The organism is Enterobacter sp. Taxon_2, from assembly GCF_058355295.1.
In genome coordinates this window covers 4,547,038-4,571,591 of sequence record NZ_CM178024.1, presented here as the reverse complement: position 1 = coordinate 4,571,591, position 24,554 = coordinate 4,547,038, and the positions used below count along the sequence as shown (strand labels likewise).

Sequence of the window (24,554 nt, the reverse complement as noted above, 5' to 3'; positions counted from 1 at the left end):
TATGAAATGCTTCACAGATTTTAAATATCAGTCAATAAAACTGGTTTTTGGTTAAATAAAAGTTACAGACTGGATTTATATGCTGAAATGATGAATCGGGCTGAAATTTCAGCCCGAGAGTGGGGTTACCGGTGCGTTTTGCCCGGCATTCGCGGGTCGTCTTTGTACTCGGCAGTGGCAATCCACGCCGCGCAGAACAGGGTCAAACGCGCGAAGAAGTAGAAGAACGCCATCAGCCCCAGCACCGAGCCAAACGCCGCACCGGAAGGGGATTTAACCAGTGACGGTAAGGTGTAGGTCATCACGATTTTGATCGCTTCAAAGCCGATCGCCGCAATCAACGTGCCGCGGATCAGCGCCTTCTTGCGCGGACGATGTCGGGGCAAGCGCCAGAAGATCCAGAAGAACAGCAGGTAATTGGCAAAGATGGAAATGGCCAGACCAATGCTGCGCCAGGCCGGCTTCAGCCATTCGATGTAATCAAGGTAAAGCGCGGAGATGATCATCTGCTGCGCCGAGCCTGCCACGGAGGTAATAGAAAGCGTCACGATGAGCGCGACAAGCAGGCCAATCAGAGAAACAAAATCGCGAAGGTACTTAACCCAAATTTTCTCCTGGTCCTGCGGCTTACGCTCCCAGACATCGCGCGACTGGGCGCGAATGGCCTCGCGCAGGTTGCCCATCCAGTTAACGCCGGAGTAAAGGGCAATCAGCAAACCGACGATCCCGACGGTAGTACGCTGCTGAACGGCGGTATTGATGGTGCTTTTGAGCGTGCTGGCAAGGGTCGGGTCACTGACGTTATTCAGGATCTTATTGAAGATATCCTGCAGCAGCGTCGGGTGCGACGCGAGCACAAAACCGGCCGCCGCAAACGACACCATCAGGATTGGGATCATCGACAGGAAGGAAAAATAGGTGATGGCGGCACCAAACTGGTTTCCCATGCGGTCATTAAAGCGTTCGGTCGCGCGTATCAGATGCGCAATCATGGGAAACTGCTGAATTCTGGCGACAATGCCGGTGACGGTCCCCAGCGCTTTGCTGGCGGTACCAGGGGACCTGGCCTCTTCAGGCCCGGTTTCCATCTTTTTGACGGGCTCATACTCTAAATGTTGGGTGGGTCGTTGCGGGTTGTTTTCCGGCGTCACGCGTCTTTTCCTTTTCGTTTGGCTGGATGTTACTGAATTATAGCTTGCGACTAGTCCACGTAAGCTTTTGAGAGTTCGGTTAGCCACTCCATGAACAGATGGACCCGTCGGGAGAGGTTGCGGCGGTGGGGATAAATCAGGGAGACAGGCATCGGTTCGGCCCGGTATTGCGGCAGGATCTCAACCAGTTTCTTCGCGCGCAGTAGATCGCGCACCCCAACCCGCGGAACCTGAATAATGCCCAGTCCGGCGAGGCAGGCAGCCTGGTAAGTTTCCGTGCTGTTAACGGTTAACACCCCGCCCGTTTTTACCCACTGCGTCGCACTGCCGTTATAAAACTCAAAGCCCTGCGGGCGGGTTCCCAGCATCGCGGCGTAGTGGATCACGGCGTGTGAGCCTAAATCGTCCAGCGTTTCCGGGTAGCCAAAACGCGCCAGATAATCCGGACTGGCGCAGTTAATCACCGACAGCTTGCCCAGCGGACGGGCAATCAGCCCTGAATCCTTCAGCGTGCCGACGCGGACGACGCAATCAAACCCTTCACGGATCACATCCACCAGGCGATCGCTGCTGCTGAGTTCCAGTTCAATGCCCGGATAATGCTGCAGGAAAGCAGGCAGTTTGGGGATGACTAAATTTCGAGCAACGCCGACGGGCATATCCACGCGGAGCCGTCCGCTGATGCTGGAGGGATCGTGCTGAAACATACCGTCGAGTTCATCAAGGTTTGTCAGCAGATCTTTTGCCCGCTCGTAATAGACCATGCCGTCCTGCGTCAGGCTGACGCGGCGCGTGGTGCGGTGCAATAGCTGGGTGCCAAGTCGGTTTTCCAGGGCCTGAATTTGTCGTGAAACGCTGCCTTTCGGCAGGGTTAATGTTTCGGCCGCGCGGGAAAAACTCTCCAGTTCCGCGACGCGGACGAATAACTGCATTGCGTGAATTTTATCCATAGCGGAAGCTCATTGTTGTTACAGCTGAAACAGTGAAGCGTTTTAACCCATCTTTATTGATTTTCTATCACCTAATAAGCTCTTTCTCAATCTCCTTAACAGCCAAAACGAGGTTTATGATGAGTGAACGTATCGCATTAGTGACGGGTGGTAGCCGTGGTCTGGGTAAAAACGCTGCGTTAAAGCTGGCGGCAGACGGCACGGGAATCGTCCTGACATACAACCGTAGCCTGCAGGAAGCGCTGGATGTTGTGCATGAAATTCAGGAAAAAGGCGTTAACGCAGCGGCATTACAGCTCAACGTCGGGGATATCACGGGTTTTGATCATTTTGCCCAGCAGCTTCAGGAAACCCTTAGGCGTGTCTGGCAGTGTGAAACTTTTGACTATTTATTGAACAATGCCGGAACGGGTTTATATGCGCCCTATACCGACACGACGGAAGCCCAGTTTGATGAGGCGCTGAACGTTCATTTCAAAGGACCTTTCTTCCTGACCCAGCGCCTGCTGCCGTTGCTGAACGACGGGGGACGGATCCTCAACGTCTCCAGCGGGCTGGCCCGCTTTACCCAGCCGGGCTCAGGGACCTACGCGGCCATGAAGGGGGCGATGGAAGTGCTGACGCGTTATCAGGCGAAAGAGCTGGGCGCGCGCGGGATCGCCGTCAATATCATCGCGCCGGGCGCGATTGAAACTGACTTTGGCGGCGGACGCGTGCGCGACAACGCGGAACTGAATCAGCTGCTGGCCTCGCAAACGGCGCTGGGACGGGTGGGGCTGCCGGACGATATTGGCGATGCCATTGCGGCACTGCTCAGCGACAAACTGGGCTGGATGAATGCGCAACGTATTGAAGTCTCAGGCGGCATGTTCCTGTGATGTACGCACTTAAGGAAATCCTTAAGGTCAATGTGTCTAAATACGGACAGATATAAAGAACTCGGGGGGTTTTGTAACGTCTCCATTCGTTGAGTTTTTTCTTAAATAACCCCTCTGTAGAATCCCCCTTCGCTATTCTCAGAGGGATAAAAAACGATGCGAGTAATCATGTTTGACAGGCAGTCACTCTTTATTCACGGAGCGATACACAGTCTTCAGACGCTCATTCCGGAAATAGATATGACAGGGACCTGTCAGGCAGACGATTTATGGACCCAGATTTCCGCTTCACCGTCAGCTATCGTCATGATTGACGGGAATTTAATGCAGGACGAGGGGAGCGCTTTGCTGGAAGAGATGCTACAACGCTTTCCGGCGATACGCGTGATTCTGGTTTTGGCGAAAAAAGAGGCCAGATGGGTTGAGCAATTGCGGCAGCGAAACATCATGGCCATTATTCCCCGAAATGCCAGTCCCGAGCGGTTTTCCGCTGTGCTGGATTCGGTGTCCAGAGGGATGGTCTGTTTTCCCGGGGAGTGGGTCAGGCAGCCGTCGTCTCAGGCGTTATCATCCCTGAGCGAGCGTCAGCGCGACGTGTTGGAATTGCTGGCGGCGGGGGAGTCAAATAAAGAGATTGGCCGCAATCTCAACATCAGTGCGGCCACGGTAAAAGCGCATCTCGAGGCGCTTTTCCGGCGGCTGGACGTGAAAAACAGAACGCAGGCTGCCATGTACTATACCCGTGCGAAGGCCTGAAAAATCGCGTTTGGGAGCGAGGGCATCTCTCCGAAGCTGAATACCATCATAACCAGCGCATCATGCTGCTGTTGGGTTAATGGACGTGTCACACTTTCCCGCAGCAGCGCCTCACACAGCTGAATATCGTCATGCAGCAAATCTTCTGCCTCGGCAGGCGTGATGGGACCGTGAAAAAGTGCCCGATCGCGGATAACGTGGCCATAGCCGATAACCCATAATCCGTTTTCGTCACGATATTTCTCCAGAGAAAGACCCTGGTGTTTTTTTATTAACGCAATGGCGGCAGAAGATATTTTCAGCGCATGACCTTTCATATTCATTTCCTCTTAAGATCGATACTGTAGAGGAAACGACGTCTGAGAAATATCCGCCAAATGGCTGTTGATCAGGCATTATTATTCAGGTATTCCTGCTGCAATAAACCAAATAACCAGTCATTTTGCCAGCGCCCCGCAAGATAATAGCTCTCGCGTAATTCGCCTTCCAGGCGAAAGCGGGCTTTTTCCAGCAGGCGTCTTGAAGCGACATTTCCCACGGTGACGGTGGCGGTGAGTCGACGTATACCGCCCTGATGAAAAGCGTAATCACAAAGCGCTTTCAGGGATTCAAAGCCGTAGCCTTTCCCCTGCGCCTCGGGTGCGAAAAGGAAGCCCACTTCGGCACAGTCCTCCTCCCGATGAATATACCCGGTGACGCCCAGCGGGGCCCGGGAGGCGGTGTCACGTACGACGAGACAAAGCCAGTGCGCGCTGCCCGGTGACCAGGGCGTCAGGCGTGAATCAAATGCCTCGCGGATCGCCGCAACGGGGCGGTTTTCCGCCACAAAGCGCATGACGTCGGGATGCTGCTGTAATGCCAGAAAAAAGGGCCAGTCTTGTTCCAGCAGAGGTGAACAGGTAAGGCGAGGGGTAATTAAAACCGGCATTCAGATTCTCCTGAAACATTTTAAATGATTTTAGGGTTGTCACTTTATTTCAACAGAAAGTCAGGTATGGTTAATCGCGTATAAATAAAAAGAAAAAAAGGCCGTCTCGTGCCCATTCCGGATGTCTTCGTTGTCGCTTAAGGAAAACAATGAGTCTCAGCACATCACATCATATTCGCGAACAGTTCGAACACTGTCTGGCGGTCATTCGCCATGCGTCGGTGGAAATTTTGCTACTTCTGAATGTACATGCTTCTGAGGGCAAAGATCCACGCTGGTTTCTGGAGCAACTCGACAGTGCTCGATTAGCGCTGGGCGGCTGGGGAGCCGTTGCGAAAAAACTCAACCTGAATGATGCCGAGATGTCGGAATTTACGCTCCAGCTGCGCCTGCTGCAGCAGCGCGTTCCGCAGTATGAAAGCGGACAGGATGTGAGTGAAAACCAGCTTATTGCGGCGATGCGGTTTGTTACCGCGCTGGAACACCTGCGCCTGCAGCAGCCTCTGTTGACCTACAGCACGGATCTGGCACCGGGAAGCGAACTTCAGCAGCAGCAGGCGCACAAGCAGGTGCGTGCGATAGAGCTGATGATTAAAGGGCTCATTCAGCAGGCCTGGCCCGATCAGGTACGGCTGAACAATCATCTGAAGACCTTGTTTAACGCCGATCGCGTTCGGCGCTGGCTGAAGCTGGGCGAGATCAACGATGTCCTGAGCGGCATGATGTTCAGCGAGCTGGCGCAAATGCTGGTGGATAAAAAAGAGTTCAGCCGCTATTACGCTTCGCTGTTCAGCGATCCGTCCATGCTGACGCTGCTGGTTGAACCGCGTAAAACGCTGCAAACCTTCCTCGACGACATCCGGCAAATTCGCAACAGCATCACCGTTCAGAAAACGTTGAGCTCGGCGCAAATTCAGCTGCTGGATAACTACTACGCGCAGATCGCGCGGCCCGTTCAACGCGCGTTTGAAGAGGGGAGAACGCGCGTCAATCCGGCGGGATTCATGGCGGTAGATGCCAGCGAACTGCATACCTTCTGGGAAAAGGCGCAGAAAATGGATCGGGTCACCGGTGGGGATCTGTTTGAAGTCCGCGACACCATTGAAAAGCCGACCCAGCGCGCGCCGCGCACCCCCGAACAACGTGAGCAGCTTATTTCCGGCGCGCTATGGGGGGCAGTTGGCGTCATGGTGATTGCCATCGTGGCGGGGGGCTTCTGGCTGGTGACCAGCAGTAAACCGCAGCCTGCGACCGCTAACGCGGCTGAAGCGGCACCACCACAGGAAATGCGCGAGACGCCTTCCTCGCGTGAAACGCTCACGCGCATGGGGGTGACCTGGGACGAGAATAATTTCCGCTCGGCCATTAACCGCAACGACACCCGCGTGACCCAGCTCTTTTTGCAGGGTGGTATGGACTGGAAGCTGTCCTGGACCGAAGAGGCGATGTCGGCAGGCTATGATGACGTGCTGGAGCTGATGTTACGCTACCGGCAAAACATGGTTGAGGAGAAGCCGTGTCGCCGCTTCATCAACACGCTCAGCCACGCGATGTCGAACGGCGAGTCTCTGACCTCGGTACGTAAAGAGTATCTTAAAGCGTTCTGCACCGTGCCTGCCGTGGTGAAACGCCAGCAGCACGATCTCGACATGGCCATACGCCGTGCGAAGTCACAGCCAGATGCCACCACGAAAAAATGGCAGTCCATTCAGAGCGCCATTTATGAGGTGATCCGCTAAGTTGTTCTCCCTCTCCCTGTGGGAGAGGGCCGGGGTGAGGGCGCCAGACCGCACCTCACTCAAGGCTCCCCATACAACCCAATCAGCCGCCGCACCACGCCGTTCGTCCAGCCGAAACCATCCTGCAGCGGATACTCGCCCCCGCCCCCTTCGCGCGGCGTGCTGCTGGCGATGTGGTACTTCTCAATCAGCTTATGGTGCGTCTGATAAAAATGGTTCACCGTATGCAGCCAGCTCCAGGCGATTTCATCTCCCAGCGAATCGTTGCCGTACTGCTTGAACCCCTGAATCGCCATCCACTGCAGCGGCGCCCAGCCGTTGGGTTTATCCCACTGCTCGCCGGTTTCGTACTCGGTCGCCAGAATCCCGCCCGGCGTGAGCAGTCGTGCCTTGACCGCATCCGACAGGCGCTCGGCCTGCTCGTGGGTCGCCATGCCGACATACAGCGGCACGATGCTGGCGGCAGAAAACAGCGCCAGCTCTTCGCGCCGCCAGTCGTAATCGCGGTAACAGCCGCTCTCCTCGTCCCACAGATAGCGGTTCACCGCCGCGCGGCGATCGCTGGCTTTCTGGCGGAACAGGTCGGCCGTCTCTTTGTCCCCTTTCGACGCCGAGATGTTGGCGATCGCGCTTTCCAGCTTGAACAGGAAGGCGTTCAGGTCGATGGGGATAAACTGCGTCGTGCGGATGCTGGCGAGCCGCGACGGATCGCGCAGCCAGCGGGACGAATAATCCCAGCCGGACGCCGCCCCCGCCCGCAGATCGCGATAGACCTCGTTTGGCGGTCGCCCCGAGTGGCGGGCAGTTTCCACGTCCTCGATCCACGATTCGTCGCGCGGGGTATCACGGTCGTCCCAGTAGCGGTTTAGCAGTGAACCGTCCGGCATGCGCACGGCGCTGCGGTAGGCCTGGTTAAGCAGCAGCGACTCCGCGCCGTCCATCCAGAAGGCGTACTCCATTTTGAGGTGATCCAGATAGCGTTTCGCACCGCGCACGCCGTCCTCCTCGAACAGCTCCACCATCAGCGCAAAGACCGGCGGCTGGGAGCGGCTGAGATAATAGGTACGGTTGCCGTTGGGGATATGCCCGTAGCGTTCAATCAGCCAGGCGAAGTTGTCCGCCATGCACTTCAGCAGGTCGTTACGACCGCTCTCCGCCAGCCCCAGCATGGAGAAATAGGAATCCCAGTAGTAGGTCTCGCTGAATCGCCCGCCGGGAACGATATAGGCCTGCGGCAGCGCCAGCAGGGAAGACCAGGGAATATGATCCTGCGGCTCGCGCGTCAGCACCGGCCACAGGTTATCAATGTGCTCCTTCAGGGAGAGTCCCGGGTCGGAGACATATTCTGTGCCGTACGTTTCCGGCATCCAGAAGTGGTTCTCCACAAACTGGCGCAGGTCGAAATCCCGGTGGCGTCTGACCTTCCGGTAGCGGATCAGGATATCCAGCGGATCCATCTTCGGCGCGCAGTCGGGGAAGGTTTTACTGTCGGCAAACAGCCGCGTCGACTGCACATGCTCGAACAGTTCAAGATAGCGGTCTGCGGGCGTCAACGCATCGGAGGCGGGTAGCCCCTCGATCATCTCGGGTTCCGGCTCCGCCTCAATCATTTCATCCAGTTTCAACTCGCAGGGATCGGTCTCGTAGCGCAGCTCTTCTGCAATCTCGAATTCGATGTTCTCGGTAGCCTGTAGTTTCTGGTTGAACATGGTGATAGGGACCTCCGGTTGTGTGTTCAAAAGACAGGTTTATCCGGGCGTCTTATAAGCGTAGACATTCGCTTCGGTAGAGGGGGAGGAATATGTGCGGTAGATCACTATTTTCGGAGCATTCGTTTTGCAACGATTTATGTCATTAAGCCCGAACATACCGCCGTCCGGGCCTCTTCCGGCGTTCAGTACAGATAATTCCGTTTTGCCAGATCCACCAGTTCCGCCAGACGGGTTATCTTGAATTTTGCCATGATGCGCTGCTTATACGCGCTTACCTTTTTATTATTCATATTCAACAGCGAGGCGATAATCTGGTTACTGTAGCCAGCAGAAATATAACGCAAAATACAAATATCAATATGGGACAGGGATAATAGCAGCGATGCATCCCGGGGATATCGGGCGTGGTGTTGCCACAACTCAGCACCATAGCAATATCCCCCGGAGGTGATCTTGTTAACGGTGGTGATAATTTTATCCAGTGAGCTGTTTTTATTTATATATCCAGCCACACCGGCCCGCCGGCTCAACTGAATATGAAAGTCGCTGGAGGAAGACGACAGAATAAGAATCTTAATATCAGGATAGGATTTTCTTATTTGTACCAGATGAGAGAAAACGTCGGGGCTCTGTTGCAGGTGCTCCATGATAATCAGGTCAGCATGTAACGTTGGCAACGCGCTTTGCATCGCCTCAATCGTGAGGAATTGTGCCGCAGTCTGATAACCGTGTTCTGCTAATAACCCCTGGATGCCTGTCCGGAGCAATGAACTGGCATCCATGAGAATGACTTTTTTATCTGACATTCCTGATTGTCCTGATTGGGTGACAAAGATGTCATTTTCCATCTGCGCTAAAAAAAGTTGGCTAAGACTTGTCTTTATCTTTGCCATTATTTTCTGACGCCCTGATGCCATCAGGTTATAGCCCCTTTCGCCCCCATTTCCCTCCCCCCTGAGACATATAAGACCGGTTTGCGACAGGTCTTATTAAGCCAACACTGGCCAGCCGGGAAGATAGCGTCAGCCAGGGAATGTATCCCGTATGGAAGTGCGTCTGACGCATTGCGCAGACACAGATCGATTATTTACATGAGAATTTAGCGAATGAGTCTCAAGCCAGTAAATATTGCAGTCGTTGATAAGGATACGATTGTCAAAGCTGACGTTCTGCGCAGTGAAAAAGTTGGCAGTGCTGTCAAAATCAAAGCTATCCCGCATGCAAAATACATTCTTGCTGAAGGAGAAAATGGCGTCGCGCCAGAAAACATTACGCTGAAACGCGTAGGCAAAGACCTGTTCGTCATGCTGGAAGGCACTGACGAGGATCAGCCGCAGCTGATCATTGAAGACTATTTCGACAACCCAGGCGAGTTGGTCGGTAAGGGCGAAGATGGTCAATGGCATGAATATATTGCCACTGACGGCGACGACGACCACAAAGCCGCCTTTCTGCTGGATGGTGAATCCTCCGCTCAGGCGCTGGGTACGGGCGCGATTGCGAGCCTGGACGGCCTGGCCGTTGCGGGCACCGCGTTCTCTCCTGCTCTGCTGGCGCTGGGTGCGTTAGCGGGGATTGGTGCGCTTGTAGGCCTTGGCGCCATTATTCGTCATAACCGTGACGATGATAATGGCGGTAGCCGCAAAGCCCCCGTTACGACCCCAGAACTGACCGACGTGCATGACGATTATGGCACCAAAACCGGCTCGATCCCGCAAAACGGCGTAACCGATGACGCCACGCCAACGTTTAGCGGCAAAGGCAAACCGGGCGATATCGTTGAGTTTTGGGAAAACAACGTCAAGCTCGGCGAAACCCGAGTGGGCGCTGACGGCAAATGGACCTGGACGCCCGAGACCCCGCTGGCGCACGGCGACCACAGCATTGTGCTGATCGGTAAAGACCCGGATGGCCGCACCAGCGCGCCGAGCGATTCTTTTGATTTCACCGTAGATCTGGAAGCCCCCGCTAAACCTGTGATCGGCGAAGTGGAAGACGACGTTGGCGCAAAAACCGGCCCGATTCATAACGGCGATAATACCGATGACAAACAGCCGGTGTTCCGCGGCGAAGGTGCCACGCCTGGCGATACCGTTAAGCTGATTGTTGACGATAACGTCGTGGGAACCGGCATTGTGGGTGAAGACGGCAAATGGGAAGTGACCCCGGAGAAACCGCTGCCGGAAGGCGATCACGTCGGGAAAGTGGTGATCACCGATCCCGCTGGCAACGAGAGCGTCCCTTCTGACGACTTTGAATTTATCGTTGTACCGGAAAAACCGATTATTGGCGTCGTGGAAGACGACGTCGGCACTGTTGTGGGGCCTATTCAAAACGGCGGCGCGACGGATGATACGCAGCCGACGTTCCGTGGCGAAGGCGCAACGCCTGGCGATATCGTCAGGTTGATCGTTGACGACGAACTGGTAGGGACGGCGATCGTGGGTGATGACGGCAAATGGGCGGTCACCCCGGATAACCCGTTACCGAAAGGTGAACATGTCGGGAAGGTGGTGATCACCGATCCTGATGGTCATGCGGGTGAACCGTCTGATGACTTTAAGTTCATCGTCGATCTGGACGCACCGGCTAAACCCGTTATTGGTGACGTAGAGGACGACGTCGGGCCGGTTATTGGTCCGATTCACGACGGTGATACCACCGACGACACCCAGCCGGTATTCAGTGGCGACAATGGTACGCCAGGCGACACCGTGCGTCTGATTATTGACGATGAAGTGGTGGGTACGGCGATTGTCGGCGATGACGGCAAATGGGAAGTGACCCCGGAGAAACCGTTGCCGGAAGGCGATCATGAAGCGGTAGTGGTTATCGTCGATCCTGTCGGTAACGCCAGCGATCCGTCCGATCCGATCGGTTTTATCGTTGACACCACACCACCTGTTAAACCGACGATTGATAGCGTGTTTGACGATGCAGGCCTGAAAACGGGCAATCTGGCTAACGGTGATATCACCGATGACAGCACGCCGACCTTTACCGGTACCGCTGAGAAAAACAGCGTGGTACGCATCATTGTTAACGGTAAAGAAGTGGATTCCGTTACGGCTGATCCAACCGGTCAATGGACCTGGACACCCTCTCCGGCGCTGACCAACGGTCACTATGACGTGAAAGTGATTGCAGAGGACAAGGCTGGCCTGCGTTCCGAACCATCCGATGCGTTTTCGTTTGACCTGGTGGCGGGCGGTATTCCGACAGCTCCGGCTATCACGGACGTCATCGATGATGTCGATGCCTATCTCGGCACCGTGCAGCAGGGCGGTATCACTAACGATGACAAACCGACCATCACCGGTACCGGTCAGGACGGGACCACGGTTTACCTGTACGACGGCACGAATCCGACGCCGATCGGCAGCGCTGTGGTCAAGGATGGCACCTGGACTATTGATTTCGACACCCCGCTGGCGCAGGGCGAGCACCGCTTCCGTGCAGTAGCGGAAAATGCCGTTGGCAACCGCAGCCCGGAAACCGGCGAATGGGTAATTAACGTTGACTCCGTTAAGCCACTGGCGGCTACGGATATTGAGCTGTGGGACGACTTCGGTACGCCGGGCATTATTGCGGACAACGACACCACCGACGACAACACCCCAACCTACCGCGGTAAGGGTGAGCCAGACGGTACCGCGATCATCGATCTGGGTAACGGCACTACCGTGCGCGTGCCGGTAGATGACAAAGGCAACTGGAGCTATACCCCGGCGCCTGCGCTGGCGGACGGCGACTACACCTGGAAAGTCTCGATTGAAGATAAGGCGGGGAACGTGGGGCCAGCTTCTGACCCTATCCACTTTATCGTCGATACCAGCCATAACGGCGTCTCCATCAGCCACGTGGTGGATGATGAAGGAGAGTTGAAAGGCAATCTGGCCAGTGGTAGCCACACCGATGACACGACGCCTACCGTTGTGGGCCGCGCGACGCCAGGCGCGGAAGTGAAAGTGTATCTGGACGGTAAATTTGTCGACAGCGTGATCGCGAACCCGATGACCGGTGAGTGGAAATACACCTTTAATCCGGCGCTGACCGCTGACGGGACGTACCAGATCACCGCCAGTGAAAATACCGGCACCGGTGATGGCGCGCAGACCGCACCGTTTGAACTGACGCTGGATACCCGCGTACCGGCAGGCTCGTTTGATAGCGTATCGGATGACGTAGGTCTGGTGCAGGGCGACCTGGGTAACCCGGCCGTGACCGATGACACCACGCCAACCCTGCACGGGAAAGGCGTGGTGGGCGATACCGTCTTTATTTACGACGGTACCACGCTGATCAACACCGTTACCGTCGGTCCGGATGGTTCCTGGAACTACACCCTGCCGGCACAGAACAACGGCACGGAGCTGTCCCTGACCACGGTTTTCCAGAGCCCGACCGGCGTGAGAAGCGCGCCGTCCGCGGAGTGGAAAATCACCATTGATACCGAAGCGCCGGTAAGCAGTGCGGTGGTGGATGCGATGACCCATGACTCCGGCGTCAACGGCAGCGACTTTATTACTAACAATGGTCAGGCCGGTGCTCTGGTCAGCGGCTATCTCTCCGCGCCGCTGGAAGCGGGCGGCAGGGTGCTGGTCTCCACTGACGGCGGGAAAACCTGGCTTGAAGCGATGGTTGACGGCGACAAATGGGCGTTTGTTGACGGGCAGGCCCACAGCGCGGACTGGACGGTGCTGACCCGCGTGGTTGATGCCGCCGGCAACTACACCGAGTCCTTCAAGAAAGTGGTGCTGGATCAGGTGGCACCGGATGAACCGACTGACGTGGTGCGCAGCGGTAACGACGTGACGGTGACGCTGCCGGGCAGCGGGATTGTCGAGGGCGACACCGTGCTGGTGAAGAGCGGCGACATCACCGTGACCCATAAGCTGACGGCGGAAGACATTGCCAACGGCAACGTGACCCTGAGTCTGCCACCGGGCGGCTACACCGATATTCCGGTTGGCGCGGCGATTGTTGACGCGGCGGGTAACAGCTCCAGCTACCGCACCAGCGCGTTCACCAGTACCAACAGCTTCGAAGACGATACGGAGTTCGCGGACATTAAGGCAGGCGCATGGGTGCACGGGATGCGTTTCTCTCACACACCCGATACCGGCACGGCGGATTATGAGTTCAACAAGCAGGTTATTAGCGCGGGCAACACCGACAGCCTGTATCTGTACAGCACCTCTACGGATACCGGGATGGCAGCCAGCATGTTTGTCGACTTCCAGTACGGTGCCAAAACGATCGATTTCGATTTCAACCCGCGCTTTGCCGGCCCGTCGACGGTGGTGACGTTCTACGACGTCAACGGTGATGTGATTGGCTCGAAGCCGGTGAGTGCTTTCATCAGCAACCGTAACGTCCCGGTGTCATTCACCAGCCCGGATGATACGCCGGTTTACCGGATGGAGATTCATCACGAGGAACAGGCGACCAGCTCCGGGTTTGGTTTCAGCATCGATAACCTGGTGGTGAGCAATACGGCGAAAACCGTCACCCCGGGTGAATTCCTGGCGGATAACCAGGGCGATGTCTGGTACGGCGACGCGGCGGACAACCTGTATCAGGTTGCGGACGTGGCCAGCCTGACCAGCGCGGTGATTCAGGGCGGAGAAGGAACCGACACGCTGAAGCTGCTGGGGGCGGATCAGCATCTCGACCTGAGTGCGCTGACGCACCCTGTTCAGTCGGTGGAAGTGTTCGACATTACGGGAACAGGCAACAACACCCTGACGCTGAGCGCGGGCGATGTGCTGGAAAACGCCACGCAGAACCTGTTCCACGACAACGACTTCAACCAAATGATGGTGAAGGGCGACGCGGGCGACACGGTAAATCTGAGCGACCTGCTGCCGAACGGTATGGACCCGGGGAACTGGACCGATGGCGGGACGGTGAATGTTGGAGGAGTGGAGTATCAGTCTTACCAGATGGATAGCCTGAATACCGAGATCCTCGTTCAGATGGGGGTCACGGTCACGCTGCAGAACCATTAATTGATACCAGGAACGAGAGGTTCCTTCACCGGAACCTCCAGAGAGTTTTTGACCAGAACATAAACAGAATTCATTTGGAAAATTGTATGAAAAAGACCATTGCTTCTAACAACAATACCGAAAATATCGCCGCAATGGCGACATTGCCACCGCTGCCGACAGACGTTTTACTGTGGAACGACTACCAGTTCCCGCGTGAAATCCACAACGGCGATCCGAGCGAAGATAACACCCCAACCTTCAGCGGTAAGGGTGAGCCGGGCATGACGGCAGTGATCGACCTCGGTGGCGGTCAGACCGTTCGCGTACCCGTGAACTCATCCGGTACCTGGAGCTGGACGCCTGCGCCTGCGCTGGCGGACGGCTCCTATTCCTGGTCCGTCGCCCTGGAAGACGCTCAGGGCAACCGTGGTCCCTCTACCGCGCCAATCAGCTTTGTCATTGATACCGAGGGGAATGCGGTATCCATCAGCCACGCTGAAGATAACACCGGCCCGTTGACTAATCCGCTGGCAAGTGGCAGCAGCACGGATGACGTGAACCCGGTTATCGTGGGGACGGCGACGCCGGGCTCGCTGGTCACGCTGTACGTTGATGGCGAACCTGTTGGCTCGAAGACTGCTGATCCGGTAACCGGCGAGTGGGCCATCGAAATCAAACCTGCACTGGAATCGGGTAAAACCTACGAAATCACCGCAGGTGAATATAGCGGTCCGGGCGAAATCCCTGCGCCGACGCGTCCGTTCCTGCTGGCTATTGACACCGTTATCCCGACCGGTTCGCTGGACCGTATTGAAGACAACGAAGGTCGCTATCAGGGCGACCTGGCGAACCCGGGCGTCACCGATGACACCACGCCAACCCTGCACGGTACCGGCCGTCCGGGTGATATCGTGTTCGTGCGCAACGGCAGCGACATCATTGATTCTGTCACCGTTCGCCCTGACGGCAGCTGGGAATATACCCTGCCTGAGCAGACGAACGGCACGGCGCTGGACGTCAGCGTGGTCTTCCGTGGCCCGACCGGTGTGGAAAGCGCACCGACGGCACCGTGGAAGCTGGTGATCGATACCGAAGCACCGAACAAACCGATCATTGGTGACGTGGAAGACGACCAGGGGCCGGTTGTCGGCCCGATTCACAACGGTGACACCACCGATGACACGCAACCGGTATTCAGCGGCGAAGGCGCCGTGCCTGGTGATATCGTTGAGCTGATTGTTGACGATGAAGTGGTCGGTACCACTACCGTGGGCGACGACGGTAAATGGGAAGTGACCCCGGAAAACCCACTGAAAGACGGTGAGCATCAAGCCGTGGTGGTGATCAGCGATCCTGCAGGTAACGCCAGCGATCCGTCCGATCCGATCGGTTTTATCGTGGACACGCAGCCGCCAGCGAAACCGACAATTGATACCGTGTATGACGATGCAGGTCAGCAAACCGGCAATATCGCTAACGGCGGTATCACGGACGACAGCACCCCAGACTTCACCGGTACCGCCGAGAAGGGCAGTCTGGTTTACATCATCGTGAACGGGAAAACCGTTGACTCTGTGACCGCTGATGCCGCTACCGGGGTCTGGACCTGGACGCCATCGCTGGGCCTGGCGAACGGTCATTACGACGTGAGCGTTGTCGCCCAGGACAAAGCGGGGCTGCGCTCCGAGCCGTCTGACACCTTCTCGTTTGATCTGCTGGCGGGCGGTATTCCAACTGCGCCGGCCATCACTGACGTGATCGACGACGTTGACGCGCATGTGGGGACGGTACAGAACGGCGGTATCACCAACGACGCGCGCCCAACCATTACCGGTACCGCTCAGGATGGCACTACGGTCTATCTGTACGATGGCACTAACCCGAACCCGATCGGCAGCGCCGTGGTGACGGGCGGCCGCTGGACCATTGATTTTGATACCGATCTGGCGCAGGGCGAGCACCGCTTCCGCGCGGTGGCCGAAGACAGAACAGGTAACCGCAGCCCGGAAACCGGTGAGTGGGTGATTATTGTCGATTCGGTTGATCCGCTGGCACCTACGGACATTGAGCTGTGGGACGACTTCGGCACCCCGGGCCTCATCGCTAATGGCGACACCACCGATGACAACACCCCAACCTACCGTGGCAAGGGTGAAGCGAACGGCACTGCGATCATCGATCTGGGTAACGGTACCACCGTGCGCGTGCCGGTAGACGAGAAAGGTAACTGGAGCTACACCCCGGCGCCTGCGCTGGCGGACGGCGACTACACCTGGAAAGTCGCGATTGAAGATAAAGCGGGGAACGTCGGTCCGGCTTCTGACCCTATCCACTTTATTGTGGACACCAGCCACAACGGCGTGTCCATCAGCCACGTGGTGGACGATCAGGGTGACTTTACCGGCAACCTGGGTAGCGGTAGCCATACCGATGACACGACCCCAACCGTGGTGGGCCGTGCGACGGCTGGCGCCCTGGTGAAGGTGTATGTTGATGGCAAATTTGTCGACAGCGTACGCGCTGACGCCGTGACCGGTGAATGGCAGTACACCATCAGCCCGGCGCTGACGGCGGATGCGACCTATAAGATCACCGCCAGCGAAGATGCAGGCGCAGGTGAGAGCGCGCAAACCGCGCCGTTCGAGCTGACGCTGGATACCCGTATCCCGACAGGTTCGCTGGATCGCGTCGCGGACGACGTGGGTCTGGTGCAGGGTGACCTGGCCAACCCGGCGGTGACGGATGACACCACGCCGACCCTGTACGGTAAGGGCGTGGCGGGTGATGTGGTCTTTATTTACGATGGCGACCGACTGATTGACTCTGTCACCGTAGGGCCAGCGAACACCTGGAACTTTACTCTGCCGCAGCAGAACAACGGCACATCTCTCTCCCTGACGGCGGTATTCCAGAGCCCGACAGGCGTGAAGAGTGCCCCAACGGCACCGTGGAATATCACCATCGATACTCAGGCGCCGGATGCGCCAACGATCAAGGGCATGTATGACGATACGGGCACGCTGATTGTCGACGGTAGCCGTTCACGCGACGCGACGCCGGAGCTGCGTGGTACCGCTGAGAAAGACAGCCTGGTGAAAATCTACGTTCCCGGCAATAAAGAGCCGATTGCCTCGGTCTATGCCGACGCGAATGGCGAGTGGAAATGGACCTCGCCGGTGCTGTCCGATGCGAAACACGATTTCTACGTGACGGCGCAGGATAAGGCGGGCAACGTCTCCGGTGAGTCCAACCATTATGGTCTGGAAGTGGATACTCAGTCGAAAACACCGGTCATCCTGGGCGCGTACGATGACGTAGAAGGCGGCATCTACAAGGCACTGGTACCGAACGGTGGGCTGACCAACGACGCGAATATGGAGCTGCGTGGGACAGCGGAAGCGAACAGCATCGTCTACATCTACAACGCGTATAACAACGCGGTGCTGGATACGGTAAAAGCCGGTCCGGACGGCAAATGGAGCTGGGAGCGTGCGGTCGCGAACACGGCGGAAGGCCGTCCGCACATGTTCTATACCATTGCCAAGGACGATCTGGGCAACGTCTCAGAAAAATCGGCGACCTACTCACTGAACGTGGATACGGTCAATGCCGCGCCGGTGATCACCGGTTCCTGGGATGACGTGCAGGGCGGTGTGTATAACGGTCTGGTGGGTAACGGCGGCGTTACCAACGACAGAACGCTGGATTTACGCGGCACGGCGGAAGCGGGCAGTGTGGTGTATATCACCAACCCGGCCAACGGCGCGGTGTATGGGTCGGCCACGGCGGGTACGAATGGTCAATGGTCATTCCCAATCACGACCAACTATAACCAGACGTATAACTTCCAGGCCTACTCGATTGATAAAGCCGGAAACCGTTCGGTGAACTCGACGAACTTCGCGATTACGGTGGATACGGTCAATGCTGCGCCGGTGATCACCGGTTCCTGGGATGACGTTCAGGGTGGCGTGTATAACGGTCTGGTGGGTAACGGCGGCGTCACTAACGACAGAACGCTGGATTTACGCGGTACGGCGGAAGCGGGCAGCGTGGTGTATATCACCAACCCGGCCAACGGCGCGGTGTACGGGTCGACGACGGCGGGTACGAATGGTCAATGGTCATTCCCGGTTACGACCAACTATAACCAGACGTATAACTTCCAGGCCTACTCGATTGATAAAGCCGGAAACCGTTCGGTGAACTCGACGAACTTCGCGATTACCGTGGATACCGTGGTGGCCGCGCCGAATGTCACCGTTATCTCTGATAACGTGGCGGGCGGTAAAGTCGGTAACCTGGTTGACGGGGAGCGTACGAACGACAACCGTCCGACCATTACCGGTAATGGCGCAGAGCCGGGTGCGAAGATTGAGATTGTGCTGGCGCTGGGTAACCAGGGCTGGAGTAGCAACAACCTCGTGTACACCACCACGGCTAAAGCCGATGGAACCTGGAGCCTGGAAATTCCGAAGGCGCTGCAGGATGGCACCTGGTATTTCCGCGCCAAACAGACCGATCTGGCGGGTAACACCAGTGCACTGGGCAACCAGCATTATGTGGTTGTCGATACGGTTAACGCCGCACCGACCATTACCAGCGTGATGGATAACGTCGGGAATGAAACGGGTAACGTTGCTAACCTGGGCAAAACGGATGACAGCACGCCAACGTTAAACGGCACGGCAGAAGCAGGCAGCACGGTCTATATCGCTGTGAATGGCACCACGTACAGCACTGTCGCCACGAACGGCAACTGGAGCTTTACGCCGCCAGCGCTGCCCTTGGGTAACCATACGTTTAGCGTGTTCTCGATTGACCAGGCGGGTAACAAGAGCGCGGGCGTTTCGCGTAGCCTGACGGTTGTTTCACCGAAAAGCAGCGGCTTTGAGGACTTTAACGCATTGACGCCACAGACCTACGGTAAGGGGCTGGTGACGCTGGCGAGTGGCCTGAAGTTTACGTTAAGCGATAACTATTACCCTGGCTACGGTGGTTCCATTTATCAGTGGGGCACGGGGAATAGCCGTAAGCTGGCGCTGACAGGTGATATCACCATGCATTTTGATGGAGTGAATGCGGTGAGCATGGCGATTTCCGGTGCGAATGATGCCGTGCAATCAAGCGTCGTGAAGTCAACTTACGTTGTCTACGATACCGCAGGAAAGGTGATTACATCTGGATATCTGCCGTCGGGAGAAGCCACCTTCACGGCTACCGCACCTGCGGGACGTGAGATCGGCAATATTGTTTTCAGTATGGGACGCGGTGCCAGCAGTGGTCTGTCGGGTGGCGGTAACACGATCAACACCGATCAGTACATGATTGATGACGTTCGCTGGACGGTTAACACCTCACGCTCTGCATCCAGAAGCATGATGATGAACACCGAAGAGCAGCATGACGACAGCAACCACGCTGTAAGCACGCTGAACGGTCATGAGATCAACCTGGATAACCTCCAGCACAAGACCATTGACCTGACGAACAGCAAGCAGGACAAGCTGAATATCAGTCTGAACGACGTGCTGACCCACGCTGAAAAAGACCTGTTCATCGCTGATGGCAACAAGCAGCTGATGGTGCAGGGGAATAAAGGCGATGTGGTGAACCTGAACGATCTGCTGCCTGACAACAGCGATCCGGGTAACTGGACCAACGCAGGTAACGTCAAGGTCTCCGGCGTGGAATACCAGGTGTACCACATGGAAAACCACGACGTGGAGCTGCTGGTACAGACCGGCGTCACCGTCAACGTGAATAATCACTAACTAAAACTTTTCCGGGCCCCCGAGAGGGGGCCCGTGGAGGATTTATGACTTTTTTCAAGACCTCTTTATTCGCGGCGCTGTTTACCTCCTCCGCATTGATAATTCACCCGGCGCTGGCGGCGGAAAACTTTGGTAAGACGTATCAACCCGTTGCACCTGTCGGCCAGACGCAAACCCAGGTGGTTTACTACCGTGATGCCAGCAATACGGCGGGCGGCGCAGCGCATATTTATGTCGATAACGAATTCCACGACGCGCTGCTGCCGGGTGGCTTTACCACGTTCTGCCTGGCGCCGGGCAAGCACAATTTGGGCGCGTATCAGAACGATGCGCCACAGTACCGCGGCAAGGAGCAGGGTTATAACGTTGAGATGAGCGGCGGCCAGACCTACTTTGTTCGCGTCAGCCACACGATGAACGCGGTGCCGGAAGCGCGCACCCGCGAGCAGGCGGAAAAAGATCTGGTGGGCTTGCGCGAGCAGACCCACGTGCTGTCCCGCGCTTCAAGCGTAGAGGCCTGTAAGAATCTCGCGCCGCAGTACAAAGACTACACTCTCTCCGGCGATGTGATGTTCCGCTTTGGTCAGTCTGGTGCGAAAGGGGTTTCAGCCCAGGGCCGTCAGGCCGTTAAAGATCTGGTGTCGACGATCGAACGTGAAAACGTAGAGTTGAAGCAGATCCAGGTGATCGGCCACACGGACGCCATTGGCAGCGATCGCAGCAACTACGCCCTTGGCCTGAAGCGTGCGCAGACCGTACGTACCATGCTGGCGGAGAATGGCCTTCCGGCTCGCCTGATGAGCGCCTCAAGCGTGGGCAGCGATGAGCCGGTGGTGAACGACTGCGCGGCGTCCGATAAACAAGCCCTGATTGCCTGCAATGCGCCTAACCGTCGTGTGGTGGTGCGTGTCAGCGGTGGTCAGGATGTGAGTGCGTCAGCACAAAAATAATTTATTTTTCAGCTATTTATGCCGGGTGGTGTTTCGCTTACCCGGCCTGCTTTATGGAAAGCATTTTCCCACCCATTCCTTTTTCGTGTCAAAAAATAAGCAGGTCCATTGAGACAGGTCTCATTAAGGCAAGACCATTCCGCGTGACAGAATATTCCTAATTCACTGCAAGAAGTTAATTCATCTTTTTGATTTTAATGAGTTTTAATAACCAGGAACACGCGAAATATGGAATCCTCAATGGCCAATACCCAGGAGGAACAGCTGCACGCCACCGCCCGTGATACCCGACTGAATGACGACTCCTTACTCCGAAGCATTGCCTGGCTGTCGGAGCATTATGGTCTGGGTAAAAGCGACGATGTCCTGCTGGCTGGTCTGCCTGTTGAACAAATCCTCACACCCTCTTTAGCGCTTGATGCGCTCAAAAACGCCGGTATCACCGGGGGGCTCATCAAGCGTAACAGCGCTGAACTGCCCGAGCAGGTATTCCCCATGATCCTGCTGCGCAAAGGCGCGGGCGGTATGGTACTGCTGGCGCGTGAGCGTCGTAAAAATGCCGACGATAAATGGGACCTGTTTTACTCTCTGATCATGCCGGAAGTGGGTGACGAGCCGGTTGAGCTAAACCATGAGGCGCTCAGCGAGCTGTATGTCGGCTATGCCATTGCGGCAAAGCCGACGGCGCGCATCGACAGCCGGGTCAGCGACATCGCGCCGCCACCGCCGAAGGGCCACTGGCTGTTCAGCACCCTGTGGCGCTACCGTAGCTACTACCGCAGCGCCGCGCTGGCCTCGGTGCTGGTCAACGTCCTGGCGCTGGCGTCGGTCTTCTTTACCATGAACGTCTACGACCGTGTTATCCCTAACCAGGCATTTACCACCCTGTGGTCGCTGGCCATTGGGGTTCTGGTGGCGATGGTCTTTGAGGCCGTCACCCGTACGGTGCGGGCGCATCTGCTCGATACCGCCGGAAAAAAGGCAGACCTGATTGTCGGCAGCATTCTTTTTCGCCAGTCGCTGGCGGTCAAAATGGAGCATAAACCGGCTTCATCCGGCTCGTTTGCCAACCAGCTGCGCGAGTTTGAATCCGTCCGCGACTTTGTCTCCTCCGCCACCCTTGCGGCGATTGCCGATCTGCCGTTTGTGCTGCTGTTTATCGGCATTATTTTTGCCATCGGCGGTTCGCTGGCCATCATCCCAATGCTGATGTTGCCCATGATTCTGGTGGTGAGTCTGCTGATCCAGTGGCCGCTGGCAAAAGTCATGAAAGCCAGCCTGCAGGAAGCCTCGTTAAAGCAGGGCGTATTGATTGAATCCATTGAGGGGATGGAAACCCTGAAGTCCGTGGGCGGTGAATCCTGGATGCAGAGCCGCTGGCAGAAATTCAGCGCCATGCAGTCCTCCAGCGCTGCGGCGTCCAAACACTACTCGACGCTGGCTATGAACTCGGTGAGCTTCCTGCAGCAACTGCAGACGGTGCTGCTGATTGTGACCGGAGTATACCTGATTGATGCCGGTCACCTGACCCAGGGCGCGCTGATCGGTACCGTGATGCTGGCTGGCCGCGTGACCGCGCCATTAAGCCAGGTGATTGGTCTGGCCGTGCGTTTTCAGCAGGCGAAGGCAGCCCTGTCGTCACTGAACAGGCTGATGGAGCATCCGACCGACCGCAGCAGCGAGATCGACTATATCAAACAGCCTGAGCTGAACGGCGATATTGAGCTGAAAGGGGTGACCTTCTCCTACCCGGCACCGCCGATGCAGCCTAACCCGGAGATCCTGAAAGGCGTCAACCTGACGATTAAGCCGGGTGAGCGTGTGGCGATCGTGGGCAAAATCGGCAGCGGCAAATCGACCCTGCTGCGCATCATTGCGCGTCTCTATACCCCGGTGAAAGGGCAACTTTTCAGCAGCGGGCTGGATGTGAACCAGATTGAGCCTTCTGACTGGCGTAACAACGTGGGCTTTGTCGGCCAGGAAGCGCGCCTGTTTTACGGCACCCTGCGTGAAAACATCATGATTGGCCGTCAGAACGCCTCCTCTGATGAATTCCTGCACGTGCTGCGCCTGACCGGGCTGGATCAGATTGCCGCGCGCCATCCTCGCGGGATCCACATGCCGGTGGGCGAGCAGGGGAACAGTCTTTCCGGCGGTCAGCGTCAGCTGGTGTCACTGGCTCGTACGCTGCTGGCGAGACCAAATCTGCTGTTGCTGGATGAACCCACCAGCGCGATGGACTCCCAGACGGAAGCCCTTTTCTTACAACACCTGAAAGTCGCAACGGCCGGGCACACGCTGGTGGTGGTGACCCATCGACCGTCGCTGCTGGCGCTGGTGGATCGCCTGGTGGTGGTTGATGACGGCAAAATCGTGGCCGATGGGCCGAAACAACAGGTGCTGGCCGCCCTGAACGGCGCACCGGCTAATGACAGTTCCCCTGCGAAAGCCACGCCAGCAAAACAGCCCGTGGAGGCGAGCGCATGACATTCTTTAAACGTAACACCCAACAAAAAGCCCTCTCGGCGCGCGACGCCGCCTGGATGAGTGACATTCAGGAGGCGTTATTCTCCCAGACCACGCCAAAATCGCGGCTGGTGCTGTGGCTTATACTCGTCGTCTTCTGCGGTTTTCTGATCTGGGCGCATTTCGCGAAAGTGGAAGAGATCACCAAAGGAGACGCCAAAATTGTCTCCAAGAGCCGCGAGCAGGTCATTCAGAGCCTGGAGGGCGGGATCCTTGAAGAGATGAACGTGCGTGAAGGCGACATCGTCGAGCCGGGACAGGTGCTGCTGAAAATTGACCCGACCCGCGCCCAGTCCAGCTATCAGGAGACGCTGCGTAAAGTGATCGCCCTTGAGGCCACTGTCGATCGTCTGCGTGCCGAAGCCTATGGTCTGCCGCTGACCTTCAGCGACCGCGTGAAGCAGTACCCGTCAGAAGTGGAGCTGGAAACGCATGCCTATAACAGCCGCAAACAGGCGCTGGAAGAGGGCGTCGCGTCGTTAGAAAAAAGCTACCGCCTGGCGCAGAACGAGATTGCCATGTCCGAGCCGCTGGCCGCGCGCGGCTTACTTTCTGAAGTGGAACTGCTGCGCATGCGCCGTCAGGCCAATGACCTGCAATCGCAGATTGTCGAACGCCGCAACCGCTACCAGTCAGATGCTAACGCCGAGCTGATTCGCCAGGAGCTGGATCTGGTGCAGGCACAGGAGAGCCTGACCGGGCGTGCCGACGTGGTGAGCCGGACCACCATCACCGCGCTGGTAAAAGGCACGGTAAAAAACGTACGTGTGACCACCATCGGCGGCGTTATCCAGCCTGGTGAGCACATTATGGAAATCGTGCCGCTGGAAGATCAACTGCTGGTGGAGGGGAAAATCAAACCGTCTGACGTGGCCTTCCTGCATGCCGGGTTACCGGCGATGGTGAAGATCACCGCGTACGATTTCGGCATCTATGGCGGCCTGAAAGGGCACGTTTCTCTCGTCAGCCCGGATACGCTGAAGGACGACGCCAAAGCCGCTGCCGGTCGCCCTGACGATACCTACTACCGGGTGATGGTCTTAACCGACACCAGCACGCTGACGGCGGGCGGTAAATCCCTGCCGATTATTCCCGGCATGATTGCCACGGTTGAAATTCGCACCGGTGAAAAAACCATTCTTGATTACCTGTTGAAACCTATCTTCAAAGCGAAGGAAGCATTCCGCGAGCGTTAAT

At 56.8% G+C, this 24,554-nt stretch carries 14 protein-coding genes; 8 read left to right on the top strand and 6 right to left on the bottom strand.

The window, feature by feature from the left end:
* Positions 1-125: 125 nt before the first annotated feature.
* Together yhjD and AC4IC4_RS21750 are read right to left on the bottom strand one after the other, a co-directional pair.
* The gene (yhjD, locus tag AC4IC4_RS21755; protein ID WP_032648228.1) at positions 126-1,151 is read right to left on the bottom strand and encodes an inner membrane protein YhjD; all 1,026 of its coding nucleotides are present in this window, start codon (positions 1,149-1,151) and stop codon (positions 126-128) included.
* Between the two features lie 50 nt (positions 1,152-1,201).
* Positions 1,202-2,101: a LysR family transcriptional regulator gene (locus AC4IC4_RS21750; protein WP_491471877.1), complete on the bottom strand. Its 900-nt coding sequence runs from the start codon at positions 2,099-2,101 to the stop codon at positions 1,202-1,204.
* 119 nt (positions 2,102-2,220) lie between these two features.
* Between AC4IC4_RS21750 and AC4IC4_RS21745 the strand changes: the two genes are divergently transcribed.
* Positions 2,221-2,979: an SDR family NAD(P)-dependent oxidoreductase gene (locus tag AC4IC4_RS21745; RefSeq protein WP_491472852.1), complete on the top strand. Its 759-nt coding sequence runs from the start codon at positions 2,221-2,223 to the stop codon at positions 2,977-2,979.
* A gap of 156 nt (positions 2,980-3,135) precedes the next feature.
* Positions 3,136-3,735: a response regulator transcription factor gene (locus tag AC4IC4_RS21740; RefSeq protein ID WP_048991723.1), complete on the top strand. Its 600-nt coding sequence runs from the start codon at positions 3,136-3,138 to the stop codon at positions 3,733-3,735.
* Here AC4IC4_RS21740 and AC4IC4_RS21735 read toward each other — a convergent pair.
* Both AC4IC4_RS21735 and AC4IC4_RS21730 read right to left on the bottom strand, forming a co-directional pair.
* Positions 3,714-4,052 carry a lysozyme gene (locus tag AC4IC4_RS21735; protein ID WP_491471876.1) on the bottom strand — a complete coding sequence of 113 codons (339 nt, stop codon included), beginning with the start codon at positions 4,050-4,052 and terminating at the stop codon, positions 3,714-3,716. The genes AC4IC4_RS21740 and AC4IC4_RS21735 overlap by 22 nt on opposite strands.
* A gap of 71 nt (positions 4,053-4,123) precedes the next feature.
* Positions 4,124-4,663: a GNAT family N-acetyltransferase gene (locus AC4IC4_RS21730; protein WP_370884491.1), complete on the bottom strand. Its 540-nt coding sequence runs from the start codon at positions 4,661-4,663 to the stop codon at positions 4,124-4,126.
* 149 nt (positions 4,664-4,812) lie between these two features.
* Here AC4IC4_RS21730 and AC4IC4_RS21725 point away from each other — a divergent pair, with 149 nt between their 5' ends.
* Positions 4,813-6,402 carry an STY4199 family HEPN domain-containing protein gene (locus tag AC4IC4_RS21725; protein ID WP_491471875.1) on the top strand — a complete coding sequence of 530 codons (1,590 nt, stop codon included), beginning with the start codon at positions 4,813-4,815 and terminating at the stop codon, positions 6,400-6,402.
* A 59-nt stretch (positions 6,403-6,461) separates the two neighbouring features.
* Here AC4IC4_RS21725 and AC4IC4_RS21720 read toward each other — a convergent pair whose 3' ends face one another.
* A complete protein-coding gene (locus tag AC4IC4_RS21720) occupies positions 6,462-8,111 on the bottom strand; it encodes an alpha,alpha-trehalase (protein ID WP_032648240.1) in 1,650 nt (549 codons plus the stop codon).
* A 185-nt stretch (positions 8,112-8,296) separates the two neighbouring features.
* Complete coding sequence (locus tag AC4IC4_RS21715; protein ID WP_491471874.1) at positions 8,297-9,031, bottom strand: LuxR C-terminal-related transcriptional regulator; 735 nt, start codon at positions 9,029-9,031, stop codon at positions 8,297-8,299.
* Between the two features lie 189 nt (positions 9,032-9,220).
* On the opposite strand from AC4IC4_RS21715, the gene AC4IC4_RS21710 reads away from it, so the two are divergent.
* The 5 genes from AC4IC4_RS21710 to AC4IC4_RS21690 all read left to right on the top strand — a co-directional run bounded on the left by AC4IC4_RS21710 (position 9,221) and on the right by AC4IC4_RS21690 (position 24,553).
* Positions 9,221-14,125: an Ig-like domain-containing protein gene (locus AC4IC4_RS21710; protein WP_491471873.1), complete on the top strand. Its 4,905-nt coding sequence runs from the start codon at positions 9,221-9,223 to the stop codon at positions 14,123-14,125.
* 86 nt (positions 14,126-14,211) lie between these two features.
* Positions 14,212-19,881 (top strand): Ig-like domain-containing protein, encoded by a 5,670-nt coding sequence (locus AC4IC4_RS21705; protein WP_491471872.1) that lies wholly within the window; start codon positions 14,212-14,214, stop codon positions 19,879-19,881.
* Positions 19,882-19,925: 44 nt separating this feature from the next.
* The gene (locus AC4IC4_RS21700; protein ID WP_491471871.1) at positions 19,926-20,831 is read left to right on the top strand and encodes an OmpA family protein; all 906 of its coding nucleotides are present in this window, start codon (positions 19,926-19,928) and stop codon (positions 20,829-20,831) included.
* Positions 20,832-21,059: 228 nt separating this feature from the next.
* On the top strand, positions 21,060-23,318 hold the full coding sequence (locus tag AC4IC4_RS21695) for a type I secretion system permease/ATPase (RefSeq protein ID WP_491471870.1): 2,259 nt from the start codon (positions 21,060-21,062) through the stop codon (positions 23,316-23,318).
* Positions 23,315-24,553, top strand: a complete 1,239-nt coding sequence (locus tag AC4IC4_RS21690; RefSeq protein ID WP_491471869.1) for an HlyD family type I secretion periplasmic adaptor subunit — start codon at positions 23,315-23,317, stop codon at positions 24,551-24,553. Before AC4IC4_RS21695 ends, AC4IC4_RS21690 begins: the two co-directional genes overlap by 4 nt.
* Position 24,554: the final 1 nt, after the last annotated feature.

Excerpts from the sequence above, each read along its gene's own strand:
- AC4IC4_RS21750 (WP_491471877.1), bottom strand. The coding sequence starts at position 2,101 with ATGGATAAAATTCACGCAATGCAGTTATTCGTCCGCGTCGCGGAACTG.
- AC4IC4_RS21745 (WP_491472852.1), top strand. The coding sequence starts at position 2,221 with ATGAGTGAACGTATCGCATTAGTGACGGGTGGTAGCCGTGGTCTGGGT.
- AC4IC4_RS21740 (WP_048991723.1), top strand. The coding sequence starts at position 3,136 with ATGCGAGTAATCATGTTTGACAGGCAGTCACTCTTTATTCACGGAGCG.
- AC4IC4_RS21735 (WP_491471876.1), bottom strand. The coding sequence starts at position 4,052 with ATGAAAGGTCATGCGCTGAAAATATCTTCTGCCGCCATTGCGTTAATA.
- AC4IC4_RS21730 (WP_370884491.1), bottom strand. The coding sequence starts at position 4,663 with ATGCCGGTTTTAATTACCCCTCGCCTTACCTGTTCACCTCTGCTGGAA.
- AC4IC4_RS21725 (WP_491471875.1), top strand. The coding sequence starts at position 4,813 with ATGAGTCTCAGCACATCACATCATATTCGCGAACAGTTCGAACACTGT.
- AC4IC4_RS21720 (WP_032648240.1), bottom strand. The coding sequence starts at position 8,111 with ATGTTCAACCAGAAACTACAGGCTACCGAGAACATCGAATTCGAGATT.
- AC4IC4_RS21715 (WP_491471874.1), bottom strand. The coding sequence starts at position 9,031 with ATGGCATCAGGGCGTCAGAAAATAATGGCAAAGATAAAGACAAGTCTT.
- AC4IC4_RS21710 (WP_491471873.1), top strand. The coding sequence starts at position 9,221 with ATGAGTCTCAAGCCAGTAAATATTGCAGTCGTTGATAAGGATACGATT.
- AC4IC4_RS21705 (WP_491471872.1), top strand. The coding sequence starts at position 14,212 with ATGAAAAAGACCATTGCTTCTAACAACAATACCGAAAATATCGCCGCA.
- AC4IC4_RS21700 (WP_491471871.1), top strand. The coding sequence starts at position 19,926 with ATGACTTTTTTCAAGACCTCTTTATTCGCGGCGCTGTTTACCTCCTCC.
- AC4IC4_RS21695 (WP_491471870.1), top strand. The coding sequence starts at position 21,060 with ATGGAATCCTCAATGGCCAATACCCAGGAGGAACAGCTGCACGCCACC.
- AC4IC4_RS21690 (WP_491471869.1), top strand. The coding sequence starts at position 23,315 with ATGACATTCTTTAAACGTAACACCCAACAAAAAGCCCTCTCGGCGCGC.